The organism is Lysinibacillus sp. EB106-09-02-XG168 (assembly GCF_058791475.1).
The window spans coordinates 2,035,125-2,052,648 of sequence record NZ_JBYTDN010000003.1; the positions used below are offsets into that span (position 1 = coordinate 2,035,125).

Annotated in this window: 16 protein-coding genes and 1 pseudogene; 15 read left to right on the top strand and 2 right to left on the bottom strand. The window is 33.3% G+C overall.

Going from position 1 to position 17,524, the window contains the following annotated elements; translation table 11 throughout:
* The first annotated feature begins 6 nt into the window (after positions 1-6).
* From AC3WSO_RS10685 to AC3WSO_RS10745, 13 genes are all read left to right on the top strand, one after another.
* Positions 7-801, top strand: a complete 795-nt coding sequence (locus tag AC3WSO_RS10685; RefSeq protein WP_492530626.1) for a MerR family transcriptional regulator — start codon at positions 7-9, stop codon at positions 799-801.
* A gap of 277 nt (positions 802-1,078) precedes the next feature.
* Positions 1,079-1,681 (top strand): NDxxF motif lipoprotein, encoded by a 603-nt coding sequence (locus tag AC3WSO_RS10690; RefSeq protein WP_492530627.1) that lies wholly within the window; start codon positions 1,079-1,081, stop codon positions 1,679-1,681.
* A gap of 157 nt (positions 1,682-1,838) precedes the next feature.
* Positions 1,839-2,678: a CPBP family intramembrane glutamic endopeptidase gene (locus tag AC3WSO_RS10695; protein ID WP_492530629.1), complete on the top strand. Its 840-nt coding sequence runs from the start codon at positions 1,839-1,841 to the stop codon at positions 2,676-2,678.
* A gap of 533 nt (positions 2,679-3,211) precedes the next feature.
* A complete protein-coding gene (gene rsgA, locus AC3WSO_RS10700) occupies positions 3,212-4,279 on the top strand; it encodes a ribosome small subunit-dependent GTPase A (protein WP_492530630.1) in 1,068 nt (355 codons plus the stop codon).
* Complete coding sequence (locus AC3WSO_RS10705; protein ID WP_492530632.1) at positions 4,276-5,298, top strand: aminoglycoside phosphotransferase family protein; 1,023 nt, start codon at positions 4,276-4,278, stop codon at positions 5,296-5,298. Before rsgA ends, AC3WSO_RS10705 begins: the two co-directional genes overlap by 4 nt.
* A gap of 282 nt (positions 5,299-5,580) precedes the next feature.
* Positions 5,581-5,895, top strand: coding sequence for a thioredoxin family protein (locus AC3WSO_RS10710; protein ID WP_492530634.1), 315 nt, complete (start codon positions 5,581-5,583; stop codon positions 5,893-5,895).
* A gap of 842 nt (positions 5,896-6,737) precedes the next feature.
* On the top strand, positions 6,738-6,947 hold the full coding sequence (locus AC3WSO_RS10715; protein WP_492530636.1) for a hypothetical protein: 210 nt from the start codon (positions 6,738-6,740) through the stop codon (positions 6,945-6,947).
* A gap of 82 nt (positions 6,948-7,029) precedes the next feature.
* The gene (locus AC3WSO_RS10720) at positions 7,030-7,416 is read left to right on the top strand and encodes an SET domain-containing protein (protein WP_492530637.1); all 387 of its coding nucleotides are present in this window, start codon (positions 7,030-7,032) and stop codon (positions 7,414-7,416) included.
* Positions 7,417-7,884: 468 nt separating this feature from the next.
* Positions 7,885-8,547 (top strand): serine/threonine protein kinase, encoded by a 663-nt coding sequence (locus AC3WSO_RS10725; protein WP_492530638.1) that lies wholly within the window; start codon positions 7,885-7,887, stop codon positions 8,545-8,547.
* Positions 8,548-8,969: 422 nt separating this feature from the next.
* On the top strand, positions 8,970-9,377 hold the full coding sequence (locus AC3WSO_RS10730) for a DUF5643 domain-containing protein (protein ID WP_492534319.1): 408 nt from the start codon (positions 8,970-8,972) through the stop codon (positions 9,375-9,377).
* A gap of 449 nt (positions 9,378-9,826) precedes the next feature.
* Positions 9,827-10,276 carry a DUF4871 domain-containing protein gene (locus tag AC3WSO_RS10735; protein ID WP_492530639.1) on the top strand — a complete coding sequence of 150 codons (450 nt, stop codon included), beginning with the start codon at positions 9,827-9,829 and terminating at the stop codon, positions 10,274-10,276.
* Between the two features lie 381 nt (positions 10,277-10,657).
* Positions 10,658-11,068 (top strand): hypothetical protein, encoded by a 411-nt coding sequence (locus AC3WSO_RS10740; RefSeq protein WP_492530640.1) that lies wholly within the window; start codon positions 10,658-10,660, stop codon positions 11,066-11,068.
* 377 nt (positions 11,069-11,445) lie between these two features.
* The gene (locus tag AC3WSO_RS10745) at positions 11,446-11,667 is read left to right on the top strand and encodes a hypothetical protein (protein WP_492530642.1); all 222 of its coding nucleotides are present in this window, start codon (positions 11,446-11,448) and stop codon (positions 11,665-11,667) included.
* 177 nt (positions 11,668-11,844) lie between these two features.
* Here AC3WSO_RS10745 and AC3WSO_RS10750 read toward each other — a convergent pair.
* A pseudogene (locus AC3WSO_RS10750) lies at positions 11,845-12,058 on the bottom strand (tyrosine-type recombinase/integrase); the annotation flags it as partial.
* A 1,538-nt stretch (positions 12,059-13,596) separates the two neighbouring features.
* Between AC3WSO_RS10750 and AC3WSO_RS10755 the strand changes: the two are divergent.
* Positions 13,597-14,757 carry a cytochrome P450 gene (locus tag AC3WSO_RS10755; RefSeq protein ID WP_492530644.1) on the top strand — a complete coding sequence of 387 codons (1,161 nt, stop codon included), beginning with the start codon at positions 13,597-13,599 and terminating at the stop codon, positions 14,755-14,757.
* 620 nt (positions 14,758-15,377) lie between these two features.
* Here AC3WSO_RS10755 and AC3WSO_RS10760 read toward each other — a convergent pair.
* Positions 15,378-16,331 carry a TRM11 family SAM-dependent methyltransferase gene (locus AC3WSO_RS10760; RefSeq protein WP_492530646.1) on the bottom strand — a complete coding sequence of 318 codons (954 nt, stop codon included), beginning with the start codon at positions 16,329-16,331 and terminating at the stop codon, positions 15,378-15,380.
* A 256-nt stretch (positions 16,332-16,587) separates the two neighbouring features.
* On the opposite strand from AC3WSO_RS10760, the gene AC3WSO_RS10765 reads away from it, so the two are divergent.
* Positions 16,588-17,412, top strand: a complete 825-nt coding sequence (locus tag AC3WSO_RS10765) for a DNA alkylation repair protein (RefSeq protein WP_492530648.1) — start codon at positions 16,588-16,590, stop codon at positions 17,410-17,412.
* Positions 17,413-17,524: the final 112 nt, after the last annotated feature.

Sequence of the window (17,524 nt, forward strand, 5' to 3'; positions counted from 1 at the left end):
GGAAAAATGTACACAATTGGGCAAGTAGCTAATTTTTTAGGTGTATCAAGAGATACCTTGAAATTTTACGAGGAAAAGGATTTAGTAAAGCCGAAGCAAAATATTGAGAATGGGTATAGAAAATATAGTCAATTTGATATTTATGACATTACAACAGTAAATTTTTACCGAGAAATTGATATTGAAATTAAAAAAATCCAGGAATTAAGAAAGAGTAAAAGTATCGATGGAATTCAATCATTGCTAGAAGAAAAAGAACAAGAGGTTTTACTGGAAATAGAATATAAAAAACTGCTATTGAAAAAGATTCAAATAGTAAAAGAAGATTGTAAGAAAATCAAACAATTTTTAGGAGAATACATAGTTCAGGAAATGAAACCTTTAGCAATAAAGGGAGAGATTGAACATTTTACTGCGTATGAAGAATATGACACTTTAAAAAAGAATGCAGACAGCTTAAAAAAAGCAGTTACGCTTACATCTTTAAGAAGAGTCATCCATTTCAACAAAGAAGGTATTATAGAAGATAAGTTTATAATTGTACGAAAAGTAGAAGACTTAGATGAAGAAATAGAGGGTGAAATTCTATCTCATCCAAAATGTATTTATACAGTTATTGAAGATGGAAGATGGTCAACTGGTGGAAACAATATTGATCAACACGTGGAAGCGAATTTAAGAAAGTTTGCAAAAGAAAAAAGATATACACTGTTGGGGCAAGTTTATATTAATCTATTACTGACCACTTATGAAGATGGACTGGAACGGGTATTTTTAGAAATTTATGCACCTATCAAGTGATCATTATTGTTTCACGCTCCTTAGAGCTAAAGAGGTACGTTATTCAACTTAAATTCACGAAGGAAGAGCCATTTATATAGGGGTTTTTCCTTTTTTTTGAATTTAACACTTGAAAACTTAACAGTTATAGTGTACTATTTAACTAGTACACTATAAAGCGAAGCAAAGCCTTTTTATATTAATTCATTTATAGACGATTCGAGATGTTCGAATAAGGGGCTAGCAATAATAGCTTTACAATACTAGAAATATTTAATGAATTGAAAAGGAGATTAAGATGAAAAGATTTACTTTATATCTATTAATGGCATTCTCAATTGTGGTCATCTATGGTTGTTCACATGATACAATGCCTAAAGAAGAAAGCAAAAAAGAAAGTAAGGAAAATTCTTCTAGCAATGTACCTGTTAAAATTCCAGACGATCTATTTGTTTCTAATAAAAAGAATGAAACTATTAGTGAAGATGAAATGAAAGCAAGTATAAAAAAGTATATGGATTATAGTTATGTAATCGATAAAGAAATGCAAACAATCGTTTATAAATATGAGGATGCTACTGAATCAAATCATGAAAAATTAAAAGAATTAATGGATGAAGGAAAAAAGAATGATGCGAATTTCAATGATTTTTTAAGTAATAATACTATTCCTGATGATTATAAAGAACCTTCAAAGACAATTTACGAATTTGTATCATCCATCAGGGAAACTTTAACACAATTTGACGAGGAAATTGTTGATGCGGTTGAAAGTGGTAGTTTGACAGAAATATCAGAATTTGCTTCAGAGCATTTTTCTAAAGCGAATGGAAGGCAACAATTAAAAATTGAAAAGTTTTTAGACGAGAAAAATATAACAACTACATATTTTGATGAATAGAAAGAATATATTTTTTACCCTTCATTGTTTTTGAAGGGTATTTTTTTCGTCGAATTATTTGGTGGTAAAAGTATTGACCTGTGAGCAACCCCTAGGTTTAAGCTAAAGATATTCTTAAATATATTTACGAAATACTAGTTTGAAGCGGGGAATATGCATGAGTAAAGAAAAGAAACTAAAAAAACCAGTAACCAATTTTATTCTACTAACCAATATCATTTTTTTGCCACTTTTTTGTGTTGTAGGAGTCATCAGCATGTTAGGATTTCCTGCGTGGGTTATTGATGTAATGTTTTGCATATCAGCATGGTCTTCAACCTTTGCATTTGCAATTCTATTTAAAAAAATCTATCCAGGGCAAAGTTTTATCCAATTTGTAAAAGATAAATTCAACTATAAACTTAAATTTTCTGTGATTCTTAATGCGATTTTGATTCAAACCTTCATATTTTTGATGGTTTTGTTTCTCATATCGAAAAATAATGAAGTAGACTCTATTTTTACTGTTTCTTCATGGGGAATGATGTGTTACTTCTTTTTTAAAAACCTTCTTTCTGGACCATTAGGAGAGGAACTAGGGTGGAGAGGTTTCGCTCAACTTGAGCTTCAAAAGAAGAATTCACCATTAAAAGCTTCAATTATCATTGGATTTTGGTGGGGTATGTGGCATCTGCCCATATGGTTTACCACAGGGCTTGTGGGCATTGATTTAATCAAATATATTCTTTTCTTTATGATAGCAATCATGTCTATTAAAATCGTCATGACAGCATTTTATAACTTAAATAAGAATCTAGTCATCCCAATCATTATCCATCAATTATTTAATTTTTTAATAGGGCTAATAAACGGAAACTTACTCGATTTAATCATGTATAACGCCATTTTTTATTTTGTTGTAGCGGTTTTATTCATCATTATCAATCCAAAGAATGTACTGTATGGACAGAAAGATCCAAACTTGAGACTCCAACCCCTACAGGGACAAGCTGACTAATGGCAGTTGGATTCCTGAGTAACTTCGGCACACAAGAGGCCACCTTCATAAGAGCGAAGGTGGCTTTTCTCATGTTATATGCAGTAGTTGTGGCATTGAGTTGGAGAGGTAGCTGACCTATAAAATTTTATATATTCAAAATTTTCTGTTGAATTTTAGTAAGGGGTATGGCACACTATAGAAGTGAAATATATTCCAAGTTTTTCCTGAGAAAGGGGATGTTATTAATGACAACTTATATCATATTGGTGGTTTTAACTTAACCGAATATTAGGCATAGTGAATTCCAAACTTTTATTATAGCTTGGAATAAGAGCAAGCGGGAATATCACCCGTGTTTTTTTGCTATGCCGTTAAAAGTAACCTTTCGTGAATACTGCTGTTAGCGGGATACGATGAAAGTCGTATTCCTTTTTAATTATAGTCGACTTTTGGCTATTCTCCGCGAAACAGCAGCTTCTTAGGAGGCTGCTTGTTCGCGGTATTTTTATGCCCAAATACAACATTAATTTTTTGGAGAGGGTCGGTTTTCAATGATTGATTTGAAACAATACGGCTATATCGCAGTCGAAACACCGCCGATAGGTTTAATACCTGGAAGGGTTACGGAACTACAGCGAGAGCAATATACCGTCATCACTGAACAAGGAGAAGTGACCGCTGTATTGAAGGGCACTTTCTACCATACTTCCGTATCTCGGGAGGATTTTCCTTGCGTTGGTGATTTTGTATTTCTGCAATACAACGAAAATGGTGCTTCCCGCATTGCCAATTTGCTGCCTCGCCGCTCGAAATTTTCCCGCGCTGACTATTCGGGACATGCAGCAGGGTATGTCAAAACTATACTGGAGCAAGTCGTAGCAACGAATTTTGATTACGTATTTATCGTGTCGTCCCTAAACTGGGATTTCAATGTCAGCCGCATCATGCGCTATCTGACACAGGCAAGACAGAGCAACAGCCAGCCAGTGGTTATCTTAACTAAAGCTGACTTGGCCCCAGATTTCAGCATACCGTTAGCTGAAGTTCAAAAAGCCGCTCCTGATATCCCAGTACACGTAGTTTCCAGTCACACTGGGAGTGGATTAGACGAGTTGAGTGAATATTTGCAACCAGGAAAAACCGTTGTATTACTCGGCATGTCCGGTGTGGGAAAATCCTCGCTGCTAAACGCCTTAATGAATCAGGAAGTGATGACTGTCAAGGCGATCCGAGAGGCTGACAGTCGGGGCCGACACACAACAACGCATCGTCAGCTTTTTATGCTTCCGTCCGGTGCGATGGTTATTGATACGCCTGGTATGCGTGAACTTGGGCTGTTCGGTGCGGACGACGGGATCAGTGCGGGATTTAATGATGTAGAGGAATTATTCACACAGTGTCGTTTTAATGACTGCCACCATCAGAGTGAGCCGGGTTGCGCTGTTCTTGCTGCCCTTGCCGATGGATCATTGGCACCAGAGAAATGGGAGCGTTACCTTGTACAGATGCGGGAAAACAGGTTTGTAGATGATAAATCGAGGTATCTCATCGATAAACGGGCGAGGCAAAAGTCTATTGTCATGCGACAAAAGGGTAAAAAGGGAGGATACAAGAAATGAACAAATATGATGAAAAGGTTGTAAAACCCGAAATACTGACGCTTGTTTTGAATAAAATGCTCGACAAGACGATAATCCGCGCAGACTATCAAATTAAAGAGTTGCAAGGAGGGACAATAGGAATTGTCTGGCTTGTAACAGGCATAGCTGAAACTTCTGATGGTGAAAATCTGCCGTATAAGATGGTTTGGAAAACACAGAAAAAATTTGAGCGTTATGGTGATCCGGATTCATGGCGTAGGGAATACGATCTCTATGCATCGGATTTCAAAAAGGTTTTCTTCGACTCGTTCCGTTGGCCGGAGTGCTATCACGCTGAAATAAATGGCGATGAGATTCAACTGTGGATGGAATATATTGATGGTGTGTCAGGCTTAAATCTAACCGTGGAAATGTATGAAAGTATAGCCGAAGAATTGGGGCGATTTCAAGGCAGGTTGTATACTGAACGACCAAACGTATTGCAGAATTTGCCCAATTTAAGCAAGGTTGAGTTTATGAAAAACTACTATCTGCATTATCGGTCGTGGAATGTTTTGTACGATTATATACGCTCTGATGACTGCGAAATCCCGAAGCACCTGTGTAAAATGCTCATAGACTTAGATAACAATGAGAACGAAATATTCGGTCGAATTGAAAAGCTACCCATAGTGCTTTGCCACAGAGATTTTTGGGTGGCAAACATATTCTATTCGAACAGTAAAATCGTACTTATCGATTGGGATACCGCCGGATGGGGGTACATGGGAGAGGATATCGCTAGTTTAATAACTGATGAAGCGGACGTCTGTCATAAGATTGAACATTACCAAAAATGCATTCCAGCATATTACAGAGGTTTTTCGGAATATGAGGATATGTCCAATGTATCCGATCATTGTATCTATGAACTAATCCTTGTTATGTTCGGTTACAGGCTTGTGGAGTGGTATAAATTCGCTACGTCTCCCGAAGATAAATCAATGCACCTTAGTACTTTGCAAAAAATCTATGAGATGAGAAATATGCAGATATAACTGTTGTGTATTAGATGTATACAACTGGATGAAAGTCTGTGAATTGAGATTTAATTCAATTTACGGAGGCATTCGTATTATATAGTTCAGTCAGATTTTTCTGGTTGAACTTTTTTATTGGATTTAATCTATCAGTAGCTGGGGTAGAACTTACGGGGGCGTGGACATTGATCCTATTAAAAGGCTTTATTGTGTGCTAAAAGGGAAAGAGTAGGGTCTAATCATAATAATAAGCATATTATAACTTCAAGATTTTTATTTTCACAAAGGGGGAAAAGAACGATGTCAATTGTTCAAGCAACAACAAAGGAAGAATTAAGAGAACACTTAAAAACTAAAAAGATCGTGTTAATAAATTTTTGGGCTGAATGGTGTGGCCCGTGTAAAATGTTCAAAGGAGTGCTTAAAGAACTGAATGAAGAATTCAGTGGTAAGGTGAAAATTATAAGGGTGGATGTTGAAAAAAGCCCAGATATTGCAGCAGAATATAAGGTAATGGGAATTCCTCATTCTCGCTTGATTATTCATAATAAATTACGTGAACCAATTATTGGATATGTGCCGTTTGAAGAACTAAAGCAAATGATTGGAATATGATTCGTTAAACAGCTGTACAACCATTTTGGATGAACATCTAAAACGGTCGCTCTGTTTAAAGAAAGCCGCCTGTATACAAAATTAGTGAAGTGAATGTTTCACGATAATAATATAATAATCATCAAGCCAGACAAGTGAAAAAGATTACTCTTCTTGCTTGTTTGACTTGATTTCTAAATATAATGAGAAACTAATTGCAACGAACATTATCGTAGAAAGTATAATCGAAAACGTGGCAGTATAGTAGATGGATGTAATCAATAGTATAAGAGAACTAATGATCATAACAACCCGTAGTAATATATTTGTTTTTGTTTTTTCACTTAGATTAAAAAAATCTTGAAGAATAGCAAATAAAAAAATTACTCCGAAAAATATTATATATTCATAAACAAAAATAGGCTTCACATAATCAGGAATACCGTAATATATTAATTTGTAAATCAAAATTAGTGGTGCTATATATGTTATAAATTTGCTAAAGGAATTCATCAAAATATAAATCCTTTTTTTGTTAATATAATAACAAATATTGCAAAAAAATGAATAATGGTGGAGTGGATGTGCATTCAAATAGCGTGTATGAAGTGTCTTTTCTAATTCCGGGAAATTACGCTTGTAACATTCGAAGTATCGTCATAAATAAAACAAGAAAGTGGTAGATCTTTAATACATAAATGTTTGTAGTCGGATATTAGTCAAATATGATTTTTCCAATCTGTTTTGATTATATACCAGCTCGTGTTATAATGAGTAACTTAAGGTAATTAAGACGTTCCTTATAACTGAACGGATGCCATGAAAGCCTCCGCATAGAGATAAAATATAGAGGTGTAAAAAGATTGAATAAAAAATGGACGATTGATAAAATTAAAGAATTTGTTGAGACTAATTCTGAAAGTAAGTTGCTAACGACTGAATATCACGGTTTTTCCCAAAAGTTATTATTAAAATGTGCGTGTGGTAGTAAGTTTGAAAAAACATTTACAAAGTTTAAAAATAAACATCAACGTAAATGTGACGTTTGCCAACCACCAAAAGAATCACGCTAATCAATAATAAACGAAGTGTTTAAATGAACTAGCTAATGTTTACAGCTGCAAGAATATTTTAAAAGTGAGTAGGAGAACAAACATGATAGAGATTAAAACATCTCCATTAAGTGATGGAGAATTCAATAGAGGGGTATTTGCAACGTGTGATATTAAAAAAGGTCAGCTTTTACACGAAGCTCCTGTCATTTCTTACCCAAATGAACAACATGAATACATTGAGCAAACATTACTCGCTGATTACGCATTTGAGTATGGGATCGGCCAATCTGCTATCCTTCTTGGTTATGGAATGTTGTTTAACCATTCTTATGAACCTAATGCAACTTATGAGATTAATTTTAAAAACCAAACGTTTGACTTCTTTGCTTATACGGATATTAAAGCCGGAGATGAAATTCTAATCAATTATAATGGCGACGTTGATGATAAAGAGCTACTGTGGTTTGATCAGGAAAAAGAGGATTAAAATAAATAGGGGCGTTGATCCAAGAAGGATTGACGCTTTTTTTGTTGAAGTTATTGGGTCTATTAGCCCATCAGGTATGATAGCTGCGCAATCACTTTTTGTGCTGAAGAGGCCGAATACTTGAAGAAGATAGTAGTATATTGGTAGTGACACTTTACTTAAAGATTATTGAGTTGCATAGGCAGCGCTTTTTTCTTATTGAACGGAGCAGTTTAGTTAAGTAATGAACATATATTTCGTTTGGTTGAGTAATCAAAATTCGATGTTCAGTAATTTAATTAAAGTCTAAGAATATGTTGATGTGGTATTCAAAATAATGATGAAGATAGTATCCCCTAAGCCTTTATGGGGGTGTTAGTTAAAGATCAATGAACTGTAATAATTTAAATTTTGTTAAGAGCGGTATAGAATCCTTATTAAAGTAATTGGATAGTGTAGTTTTCTTCAATGCAAAAAGGGAGAGATTATATGAAAAACGACTGGGACAAAGCTTTTGGTTCTCTTTCTAAAATTAAAGTTTTTTCAAATCCAAATAACGAGCCAGTTACCATATGTGGTGAAGTTAATGATTTGAAGTGTATAGGTGTCGGGACAGATGCGGCTGTGTTTCAATCCCTTTCCACCCCAGCTTATGCATTTAAAATATTTGCCAAGGACAAAGTACACAAAGTAAAGGTTGAAGCAAATGTTTATAAAATATTAGAAGGTTCACCTTTCTTTTCAACCTGTTTTGCTTCATACGACGAATACCTCGTTTTAAGTTACGAAGAAGGAAAAACTCTCTTTGACTGCATTCTACAAGGTATTCACATTCCGGAACAGGTTGTAAATGAAGTGGAGGATGCAAGAGAATATGTTCGGAATAAGGGCCTTAACCCCCGTGATATCCATTTAAAAAATATTTTACTACAAAATGGAGGAGCAAAAATAATTGATGTCTCTGAATACACACTACAAGGTAATGATTTTCGATGGGAGCATTTAAAAAAAGGATATGAACAATACTATCATTTAATAGATGGAAATTCTGTGCCGTTTTGGTTAGTAGATATAATTCGAAAGTGGTATAACCAACGGGGAAAGAATTCTTCATATGAAGAGATTACAAAAAAAATTTTAAAACTTCTGTAAAAAAATCTTGAACAAACGGGGACAATAATCGAACAGAGAAACTTTTATTAGAGTGTTTATCTGTATTAAATAAACTAAAAGTACTTCTGATAAAATTCCTTCCTAAGCTTTCCGAGTAATTTTCGTGCTCCATTAAACTTTGAATTACTTCAATGGGTGCGCATATCTTTATTATTTTATCTCCTTTACCTTTAACAATAGCAGGGCGTTCTGACCAATTAATATTATCAGTTTGTTCAAATCCTGAAGGTACCTGTAATTAAAATAAAAGAAAAAATGTACCGAATGGCATATGTGTATATGCGAAATGAAAATGATGCGCTTGAGGTTTTTCAGGAGAGCCCGTATAAAGCTTTAAATTCAATCCAAACATTGAAAAATAACGTCCCGTAAGCAAGAAATCAAAGGTCCAATCCATTGCCATTAATCATACCCAAGAAGTAAAAGGTATAGAACTTACTGTCTCTGATTTAAAAGTAAGTCCAGCTGGATTGAAATTTACCTTTAGTGCAAAATCAGATCAAATAAATTACTTATCTAATGGATATTTAGATTATAAAGTAGTTGATGATAAAGGAAATGAACTGATGTCTCATTCAGGTGGTAGTGAAATTAAAATAATCGATGGCAAGGAATATTTGACTGGTATTCGACTAATTGCCCCAACTAGAGATAATGTAAAGACATTGACAGTTATCCCGCATATTAAATTCCAAGATGGAAGAACTAGTGTGGAAGTTGATATTGAAGGCAATGAAACAAAAACAGAATACAAACCTTATGAAGGAACTGATTTCGAATTTGAAAGTTTTACAGTAACTCTTCCTTAAATAGGGATTACTAAAAGTGAATAATGCGATTCTCTAGTTATGCTAATCGCTTTTTCTTTAGTCTCGATACTTCTATATCAAAAGAAACTACTGATAGTTCAGCCAGAACCTTTTGGTTGAACTTTTTTTTAGATTTAATTTATAAGTAGCCAAGGTAGAACTACGGGGCGTGGGACAATGATCCCGTCTACTAAACTATTCATCCCCTACATGTAAAAATATGTTTTAAGCTGATTGGGACTTAGATCTCGTATAACAAGCGAAGCTATAATACTACTTGGGGGTAATAGGTGTTACATTAGCTGATTTAGTACAAATTCGTTGAGCTTTCCAGACAGCACTTTTTTATTATTCAACTAAAGGTACAGTTTAGCTGCATAAGAATTAAAATTAGTCATAGTGTATAATGAATTGTTAAATATTAACATATGTAAATTGGGAGGAAATTAATGAAGCGTTGTAACCTCACTTTAAACATTTTTTTGTTAATGCTAGTTAGCATATTTGGAGCTTTATTATTTGGTTGCAGTAAAGATGAGAAAATAAATTGGAAATCATCTGCTACATTTATAAAGGACAATAATATTGAATTATATGGTACAAAAGGGAAATTTGGGATGATTAAAGTTAACGGAAAAGTCGATGAACCAGAATTTCCAGTTAATCAGGGAAGGCTTTATGATATTTATTTTTTGGACGATTCAATTGAAGTTAACGGGAAAAAATTTAAAATAATGGGTATACACGAAGATATGAAAGATTCTTTACAACTTTATGAATGGGGTATTGATAACAACAAAAGTGGAGCAAAAATTTCTCTAGATAAAGTAGGTTTGTGGAAGTTGACCGTCACTGTTGATGAAAAGTTTTTTACAAGTTTTGTGATAAATGCTGAATAAAAAATAACTCATTCTCATTAAATGGTTTGTATCCTTAGTGCTATTCTAAGAGACATGGGAGGGTACGTCGTCATAAGTATCGCAGAGATCCATTGTGCATCACATAGTGGATTAAAAAGCTAATGATTTCCATTAGTTTTAGCGAAGCGTACACCTATATTGTAAATTATAACTATAAATTAAAAATACTGTTTATAAATCAAGTAAAAAAATATTTTTTCTTCATCACGAAGTGGTAGAAACCGTTGATACATCAATGTTTATAGAGGGAGGTTAGTCGAACAGAGTTGATTAACTTGTGTTAAACAATCTGGTCACTTTATGGGACAATTAGGTAACTTAATTAACCTTTATCCGTCTAACAATCCGAGGAGGGATAACATGAAAGTGTCAAGATTATTTTTGGGTTTGGTTATGTTTGTTTTATTAACTGCTGTCGGATGTTCTAATACATCGGATAACGGTAAAGTAGAAGTTCATGAAACTGAAAATCCTAATGCAGAAGAGCTTTTAAAATTAGACCCTGAAGCCGATATATTTCAGTTCAATAGAGTGATTTATCAGACTGGAATTGATTGGGTTGAGGAACTAACCTTAACAAAAGGCGAGCAGGTAGGAGAAATAAAAACAAAAAACGATACAGATACAAATTTTAAAGACGAAATGTCGAACAAATTGCCTGTTGGTGCAAAAGTCTTTTCGGTTAAAGAAAAAGAAGAAATTGGAGGACCAATTTTACTCGTCGAATCAGAAGGTAAACTTTATAAATATTATGGGCTTGTTGAGGGGTAATCAATTTTCATATATCTGCAAACGAGCGTGATTGTTGAATAAGCATCACTTTTGTTCTTCAACTATCGGGTGCTTTCGTATTATATAGTTCAGCCAGAACTTTCTGGTTGAACTTTTTTTATTTAGATTTAATCTATCAGTAGCCAGGGTAGAACGTACGGGGGCATGGGACATTGATCTTATAGATAGATGTAGTGATTAAATAAGGAATTCAATCTTCATTATAGTGCTAACGGGGCAGGATTGTTAATTAGGTGATTGAATCAAAAGGTGAGAAGGGGATTTAAATGGCTTATAAATTTAGTATTTTGACACAAGAAAAAGCTGAAAATATCGCATTTGATTGACATTATGATGGTGAGTAATCTTTTTTTGATATGGAAGCTTATAAAGCAGATTTAGAGGAATTTTTAAACCCAGAAGAACGAGGGAACTCAAGTTTGGTTGCTTTCCTGAGTATTAGTGAAGTTACTGACAGAATTTTTGATATTGGATTAGGAATGAGACCAGATTTAACTGGAAAAGGCAATAGGACAGAATTTTTAAGGGCAGGTATTAACTTTATTCAATCAGAATTTAAACCTGAAAAAATCACATAATCAGGGGCAACTTTTAATCAAAGAGCTATAAAACTATACAGAAAAGTTGGATTTAAAGATGCAGAGACTATTATGCAAGATACAAATGGTATATTAGTGTTAATAACTCTTTTTCAAGTAAAGTGGTGCTATAGTAAAGTGGGAGCAAAGTCTTTTTAGACATTGCTCCTTTTACATTTAAAAGTACTTCTGATAATACTCTTTCCTTAGCCTCTCGCTTAATTGAGCGTAGATCCTAATTGGTTCGTTTTTCTCGTGCCCCATAAGACTTTGTATGATTTCTAAGGGAGCTCCATTGTTCAACAGTTGCATAGCTGTGTCTAAGTTGGTGTGGATGAATTTCTTTATTGATTTCAGCACGATTTGATATCCGCTTGATGATGTATCGCATAAAGTATTTTAAATAAACAACGAATCTATAGATACATGTATTTATAAATTCGTTGTTTATTTATATATAGTTTTATAGAAAATGTCTTGAAAAAGTGTTTGCTATAAGTTTCTCTACACTTATAGTTTCAGTACTTACCTTGTCATTTACTTTTCCTCTCATGTTGCAGATTAGAGGGAGTGGCTCGTAATAAGTCAATCCTCCTGATACTTTTAATTCCGCAATTTTTTTCTCTTTTACGAATAATTAATCTTTCCTTTTGAAATTGTTTGTTTTCAAATCCTGTCAGTATTAGATTTGGTGATTTTTCGAAATATTTAATAATGAAATCAGATAAAATCAATTCAAATTCGCAAACCATTAATAAGTTTTTTATTTATTCAGTCCTGTTATTCAATACTACAATCTAATCTGTCTTTAAACCTCTATATTAATTAAAGATTAAAAAAATAAAAATTTTTCCGAAAATAGAAGGGATTTCAAAATGAATGTGTAATATGTAATATTATAGAAAATAAAGAATTAATAGGATGTTGTATTGTGAATATCTTCTTTTTAACTTTTTAATTGTACTTTTCGAAATTTAAGTTTCTAATCTTTTAAACAAACGATATTATAAATAGTTTTTTGTGTAAATATTCTTACTTGATGTTTTTAGCCAAAGGTGAAGTAACAGCTGATAAATCACATCTTGAATATATAGGATTATTAAATGACAAACCAAAAGGCAGCCTAAAAAATACACTGAAAGGAGGTGATTTATATGCAATGGAATTATTAATATTTAGTAAGGAAAAATGTAAGTTAACTTATTAAACCAAAAGGCCTGAAAAATACACTGAAAGGAGGTAATTTATATGCAATGGGTTTATTAATATTTAGTAAGGAAAAATGTAATTTAACTTATTAAACCAAAACTCCTAAAAAATACATTAAAAGGAGGTAATTTATATGCAATGGAATTATTAATATTTAGTAAGGAAAAATGTAAGTTAACTTATTAAACCAAAAGGTAGCATAAAAAATACACTGAAAGGAGGTAATTTATATGCAATGGAATTATTAATATTTAGTAAGGAAAAATGTAATTTAACTTATTAAACCAAACGGTAGCATAAAAAATACATTGAAAGGAGGTAATTTATATGCAATGGGTCTATTAATACTTAGTAAAGAAATTGTAATTCAACATATTAATTATTACGGTTGTATATGCTAACAAATATGATTACAAAAAGACAGGGCGTATTCCCTGTCTTTTTATAATGTTAAAACAGGTAATAATATGATAAATGCTTTTAGAGCTTTAAAGATTACGATTCAACTGTTACTCCTCTATGTGCTTGATTTTAAAAAAACAATTTGAAGAAGTAAATAATTAAGAAAATGATCTTTACAAAATATTAGATATAATATCGAATGATTCTTAAAATAACAGCAATTCAGAAAATATACTTCCATTTTTTGTATATATAAGTTACACTTACATTATAAAAAAATTACTGATATTACCATAAAAAGATGTAGGAGGAGTCGCTATGACAAAAACAGAATTACAGTATAATCCCTTGGATCCGGAAACATTAAAAAACCCATATCCGATTTACCATCAACTTCGTGAAAATTCACCCGTTTTCTGGCATGAAGGTATGAAATCTTGGGTTCTAACCAGATATGAAGATTGTAGAGAAGTTCTACGTAATCACGAATTGTTTGCTAGGGATTTGCGACGTATTGGTGTTGATATTCCAGATATAAAAAATAACCTTCAAACTTTAGATCCGCCTGATAATATGCCGTTACGTAATCTAATGATTAAAGCTTTTAATTCTCAGGATATTGAAAGTATTAGACGAAGAGTTCATGATTTAATTGAGGGCATTTACAAAAAACAAGCTTCTAATAAAGAATTTGATTTTATGAAAGAAGTTTCAGCTCCACTTTCATTAAGTTTAACGTGTACTTTGCTAGGCATCGAAGAACCAGACTTAGAGTCTATTGTAGAAATATCTGAGGCTATTGCTTATCAGATGGATTCCGGATTAGTACCAGAGAATGCAAAACTCGGTATTTCAGCAAGAAAAAAACTCAACGAACTTGTTGAAGGATGGCTGGCAGCAGAAGAACAGCCTGGAATTCTATCTTATATAAGAAAAAATAGTCAGAAAGCTAATATACCAGAACATTATGTGCGTAACACTACAGGCACAATGTTTACTGCAAGCTTTGAAACGTTATATGCATCTTTTGGTAATGCTATACTTGCACTGTTAGAACACCCAGATATTCTTGATCAATTGAAAAATCAAGAGTTACTTGACTCTGGAGTTGATGAGTTAATTAGATATGATGGACCAGCAACAGGAACAAGTCGTTTTGCAGTTAAGGAAACTAAAATTGGGGATACTATCATTAAGCCTGGTGAAATTGTTTTAACTTTACTTGCTGCTGCCAATAGAGATCCTGAAGTATATCCCGACCCAGATAGAATTATTCTAAATCGGTCTGCAAAACCAAATCTTGGTTTTGGTTGGGGTCCGCATTCTTGTGTAGGGACTTTGTTTGGTAAACTAGCAATTAAACAATTAATAGTATGTTTACTCGAATCGCCTAGACGTTTACAACTGGTATCGAAACCTAAGCGACGCAATACGGCTACTGTACGTTGTATGGATGTATTACCTGTTTCATTTAATTAATTCTCTTATACACTAAATGGTTAATTTATTAAAAGTAGTGATAGTATTACTTACAAACATTTATTTAAAGCATGTATTCAGACCGGGCATTCATCTTCTATGCTCGGTCTATTTGTATTTAAAAATTGGCTTTGACAAAGTATATGGATAACTTTTGGGGTAGTAATATATTTTAGTTATTCGATGAAATACTGTAATTAAAATGAATGAGGCTACAGTTTCAAATTATTCAGTATCACCAATGTGTGACGAAAACGAATTATAGGTTTCTAATTACCATTATAGTCCTTAGTATTTTATTTAGTTTTACAAAAAAAGTTTTGATAAAGTGTTTGCTATAAGTTTTTCATCGCTTATAGTTTCAGTAATTGCATTGTCGTTTACTTTTACACAAAAAAAGTAAACCGCCCTTGCCTCCAAGCATGTGAGTTGGTTTACTTGATCACTTTGCAAATCGCCTTTTTCAATTAGAACAAATAAATACAGAATTATATAAGCTTCACAAGAATATAAAATTCGACAGGTGAAAAACAGAGAACTAAATAGTTGTCTGTTTTATGTAGCTGTTTTTGTTAAAGATGATCGGAAGCTAATGGGCATATTTTTTGATATAATGGTTTTTATTTACATAATAAAATTTGACGTAAAAATGACTGTTTTTTAGCAACACATCGATCAGATATAACAAAACCTGCATCTTCTATCAAGTCATCGATTGTTTCAATTGTAACGACAACTACTTTATCGGCAATGCGTCGAGCATGTTTTAGAATATTAAATTGATCTTCGGTTGATGTATGCGTAAATAAGTTATAGGGTAAATCAATGATCGCGACATCATAATGTTCCTTCACTTCGGAGATTGGACCTAATGTAATGTTGCCTGTTAACCCAAAATAAGTGATGTTTTTTCGGGAACCTTGACAAACATTGTAATTAATATCTCGCCCTTCAATATTAATTCCCATAGAAAGGGCTTCAATTACTACTGTCCCTATACCACAACAAGGATCAATCGCACGAATATTTTGAGGTTGTGGAACTGCGATATTTGCAACAGTACGAGCTACTCTAGTACTTAGTGCCGTTGAATAACTGTGTGGCTTGTGTAAATGATTATGCCAAATGGATTCACTCTTCATATGCTTTCCAAAATACCATATTCCATCTATTAAAATAAGACCAAATACAACTTCAGGCTCATTTAGTTCTGGTTCGCCATCGATGCACAGACCTACCTCGCGTTCTATCATTCGACGCTCTGGCAGATGAATTTTCTTCTCTTCACCTATATCCATACTATTTAAACAAACTACTTTATAAGTTGCTTCCTTTACTTTTAAATCCTTCATCAATGTCTTGATGTTTTCTATACTGTTATCTTCAAATAGCACTTCCAGTCTGTCCTGCATAAACGGGCTACGGCTTGGATCAATTTTAATAGGGCTTATTATATAGTTTGATTGGGAATCAAGATTAAAAAATGAACGCATCTCCATTCTGCACAGATCGTATTCATCAACATGATGTACATATGTGTATATAAATTTACTGTTATTTTGTTCGTTACTCAATTGATTATCATCCTTTTACATTGTAGTTCACTTGAAATTACTAACGTTCATAAAAACAAATGAAATTGTTTATTTGGTAATCGTATCATAGGTGTCTCTATCAAGCCACTCCATATCAATATCGATTCACAATTATGGCGAGGTAAAATTAATTAGAGGGAATAGTGGAAATTATTTGTAAGAAAAAATAATATAAAAATAGACATTTATTTTGAATAGGTCGGATTTAATAATCACAACTACTGGAGGGTGTTAAATGATTGTAAAAGAGGACGTTTTGAATAGAAAGGGAGCTAGAAAGGCCAGCGATATTCCTAGTGAAGTTTTAATATTGTTAAATCAAGGGAAAATAGAGAGTGTTAATTTAACGGAATGGCAAGCTGTTCACCATATTACATTAGTAAAAAATGTTCTACCGTCAATAGGGCTAGAAGAAAAGTTAGACTTTATACTAACGGAGATAGAGAAGCAAAAAGTAGAAACGGGAATGAAGGCTATACGCTTAATAGGGAGTTTATTAGATACAGTCATGATGGATGAAAGTGAGGCAAAAAAAGAGGAGCTAATCAAAATATGCTCCAATCATGTATCTGATAGCGTCCGTTGTTGGGCAGCGTTTATGAATAAAAACAACGTTCATTCTTTAGAAGAAAAATTGTTGTATATCCGTTCTTTTGCAGCAGATCATCATTTTGGTGTCCGAGAAATTGCTTGGATGTCAATTAGGGAGAACCTTTCAGCAAATATTGAGAGTAGTGTCGATTTGTTAACGGAATGGGCGAAAAGTGAGGATGAAAACATTCGTAGGTTTAGTTTAGAATCAATCCGTCCACGTGGGGTATGGACAAAGCATATTGAAAGATTGAAAGAAGAACCGCAAATCGCACTTCCAATTCTACAGTTACTAAAATCAGATCCGTCAAAGTATGTTCAAGATTCTGTCGGTAACTGGCTAAATGATGCTAGTAAAACTCAACCAGAGTGGGTAAAAAACCTTTGTGATGAATGGCAAAAAGCATCACCAACTAAAGCGACTGAGAAAATCATTAAAAAGGCTCAAAGAACAATCGTAAAAATATAAGGATGATGTTCAACGATGATAAAGCCAACAAACTACCTAGGCCCATGTCTGTGATTTGATGTTAAACAATCACACATCATGGACAATATTTATTGATTGAGGAGGTTAATCC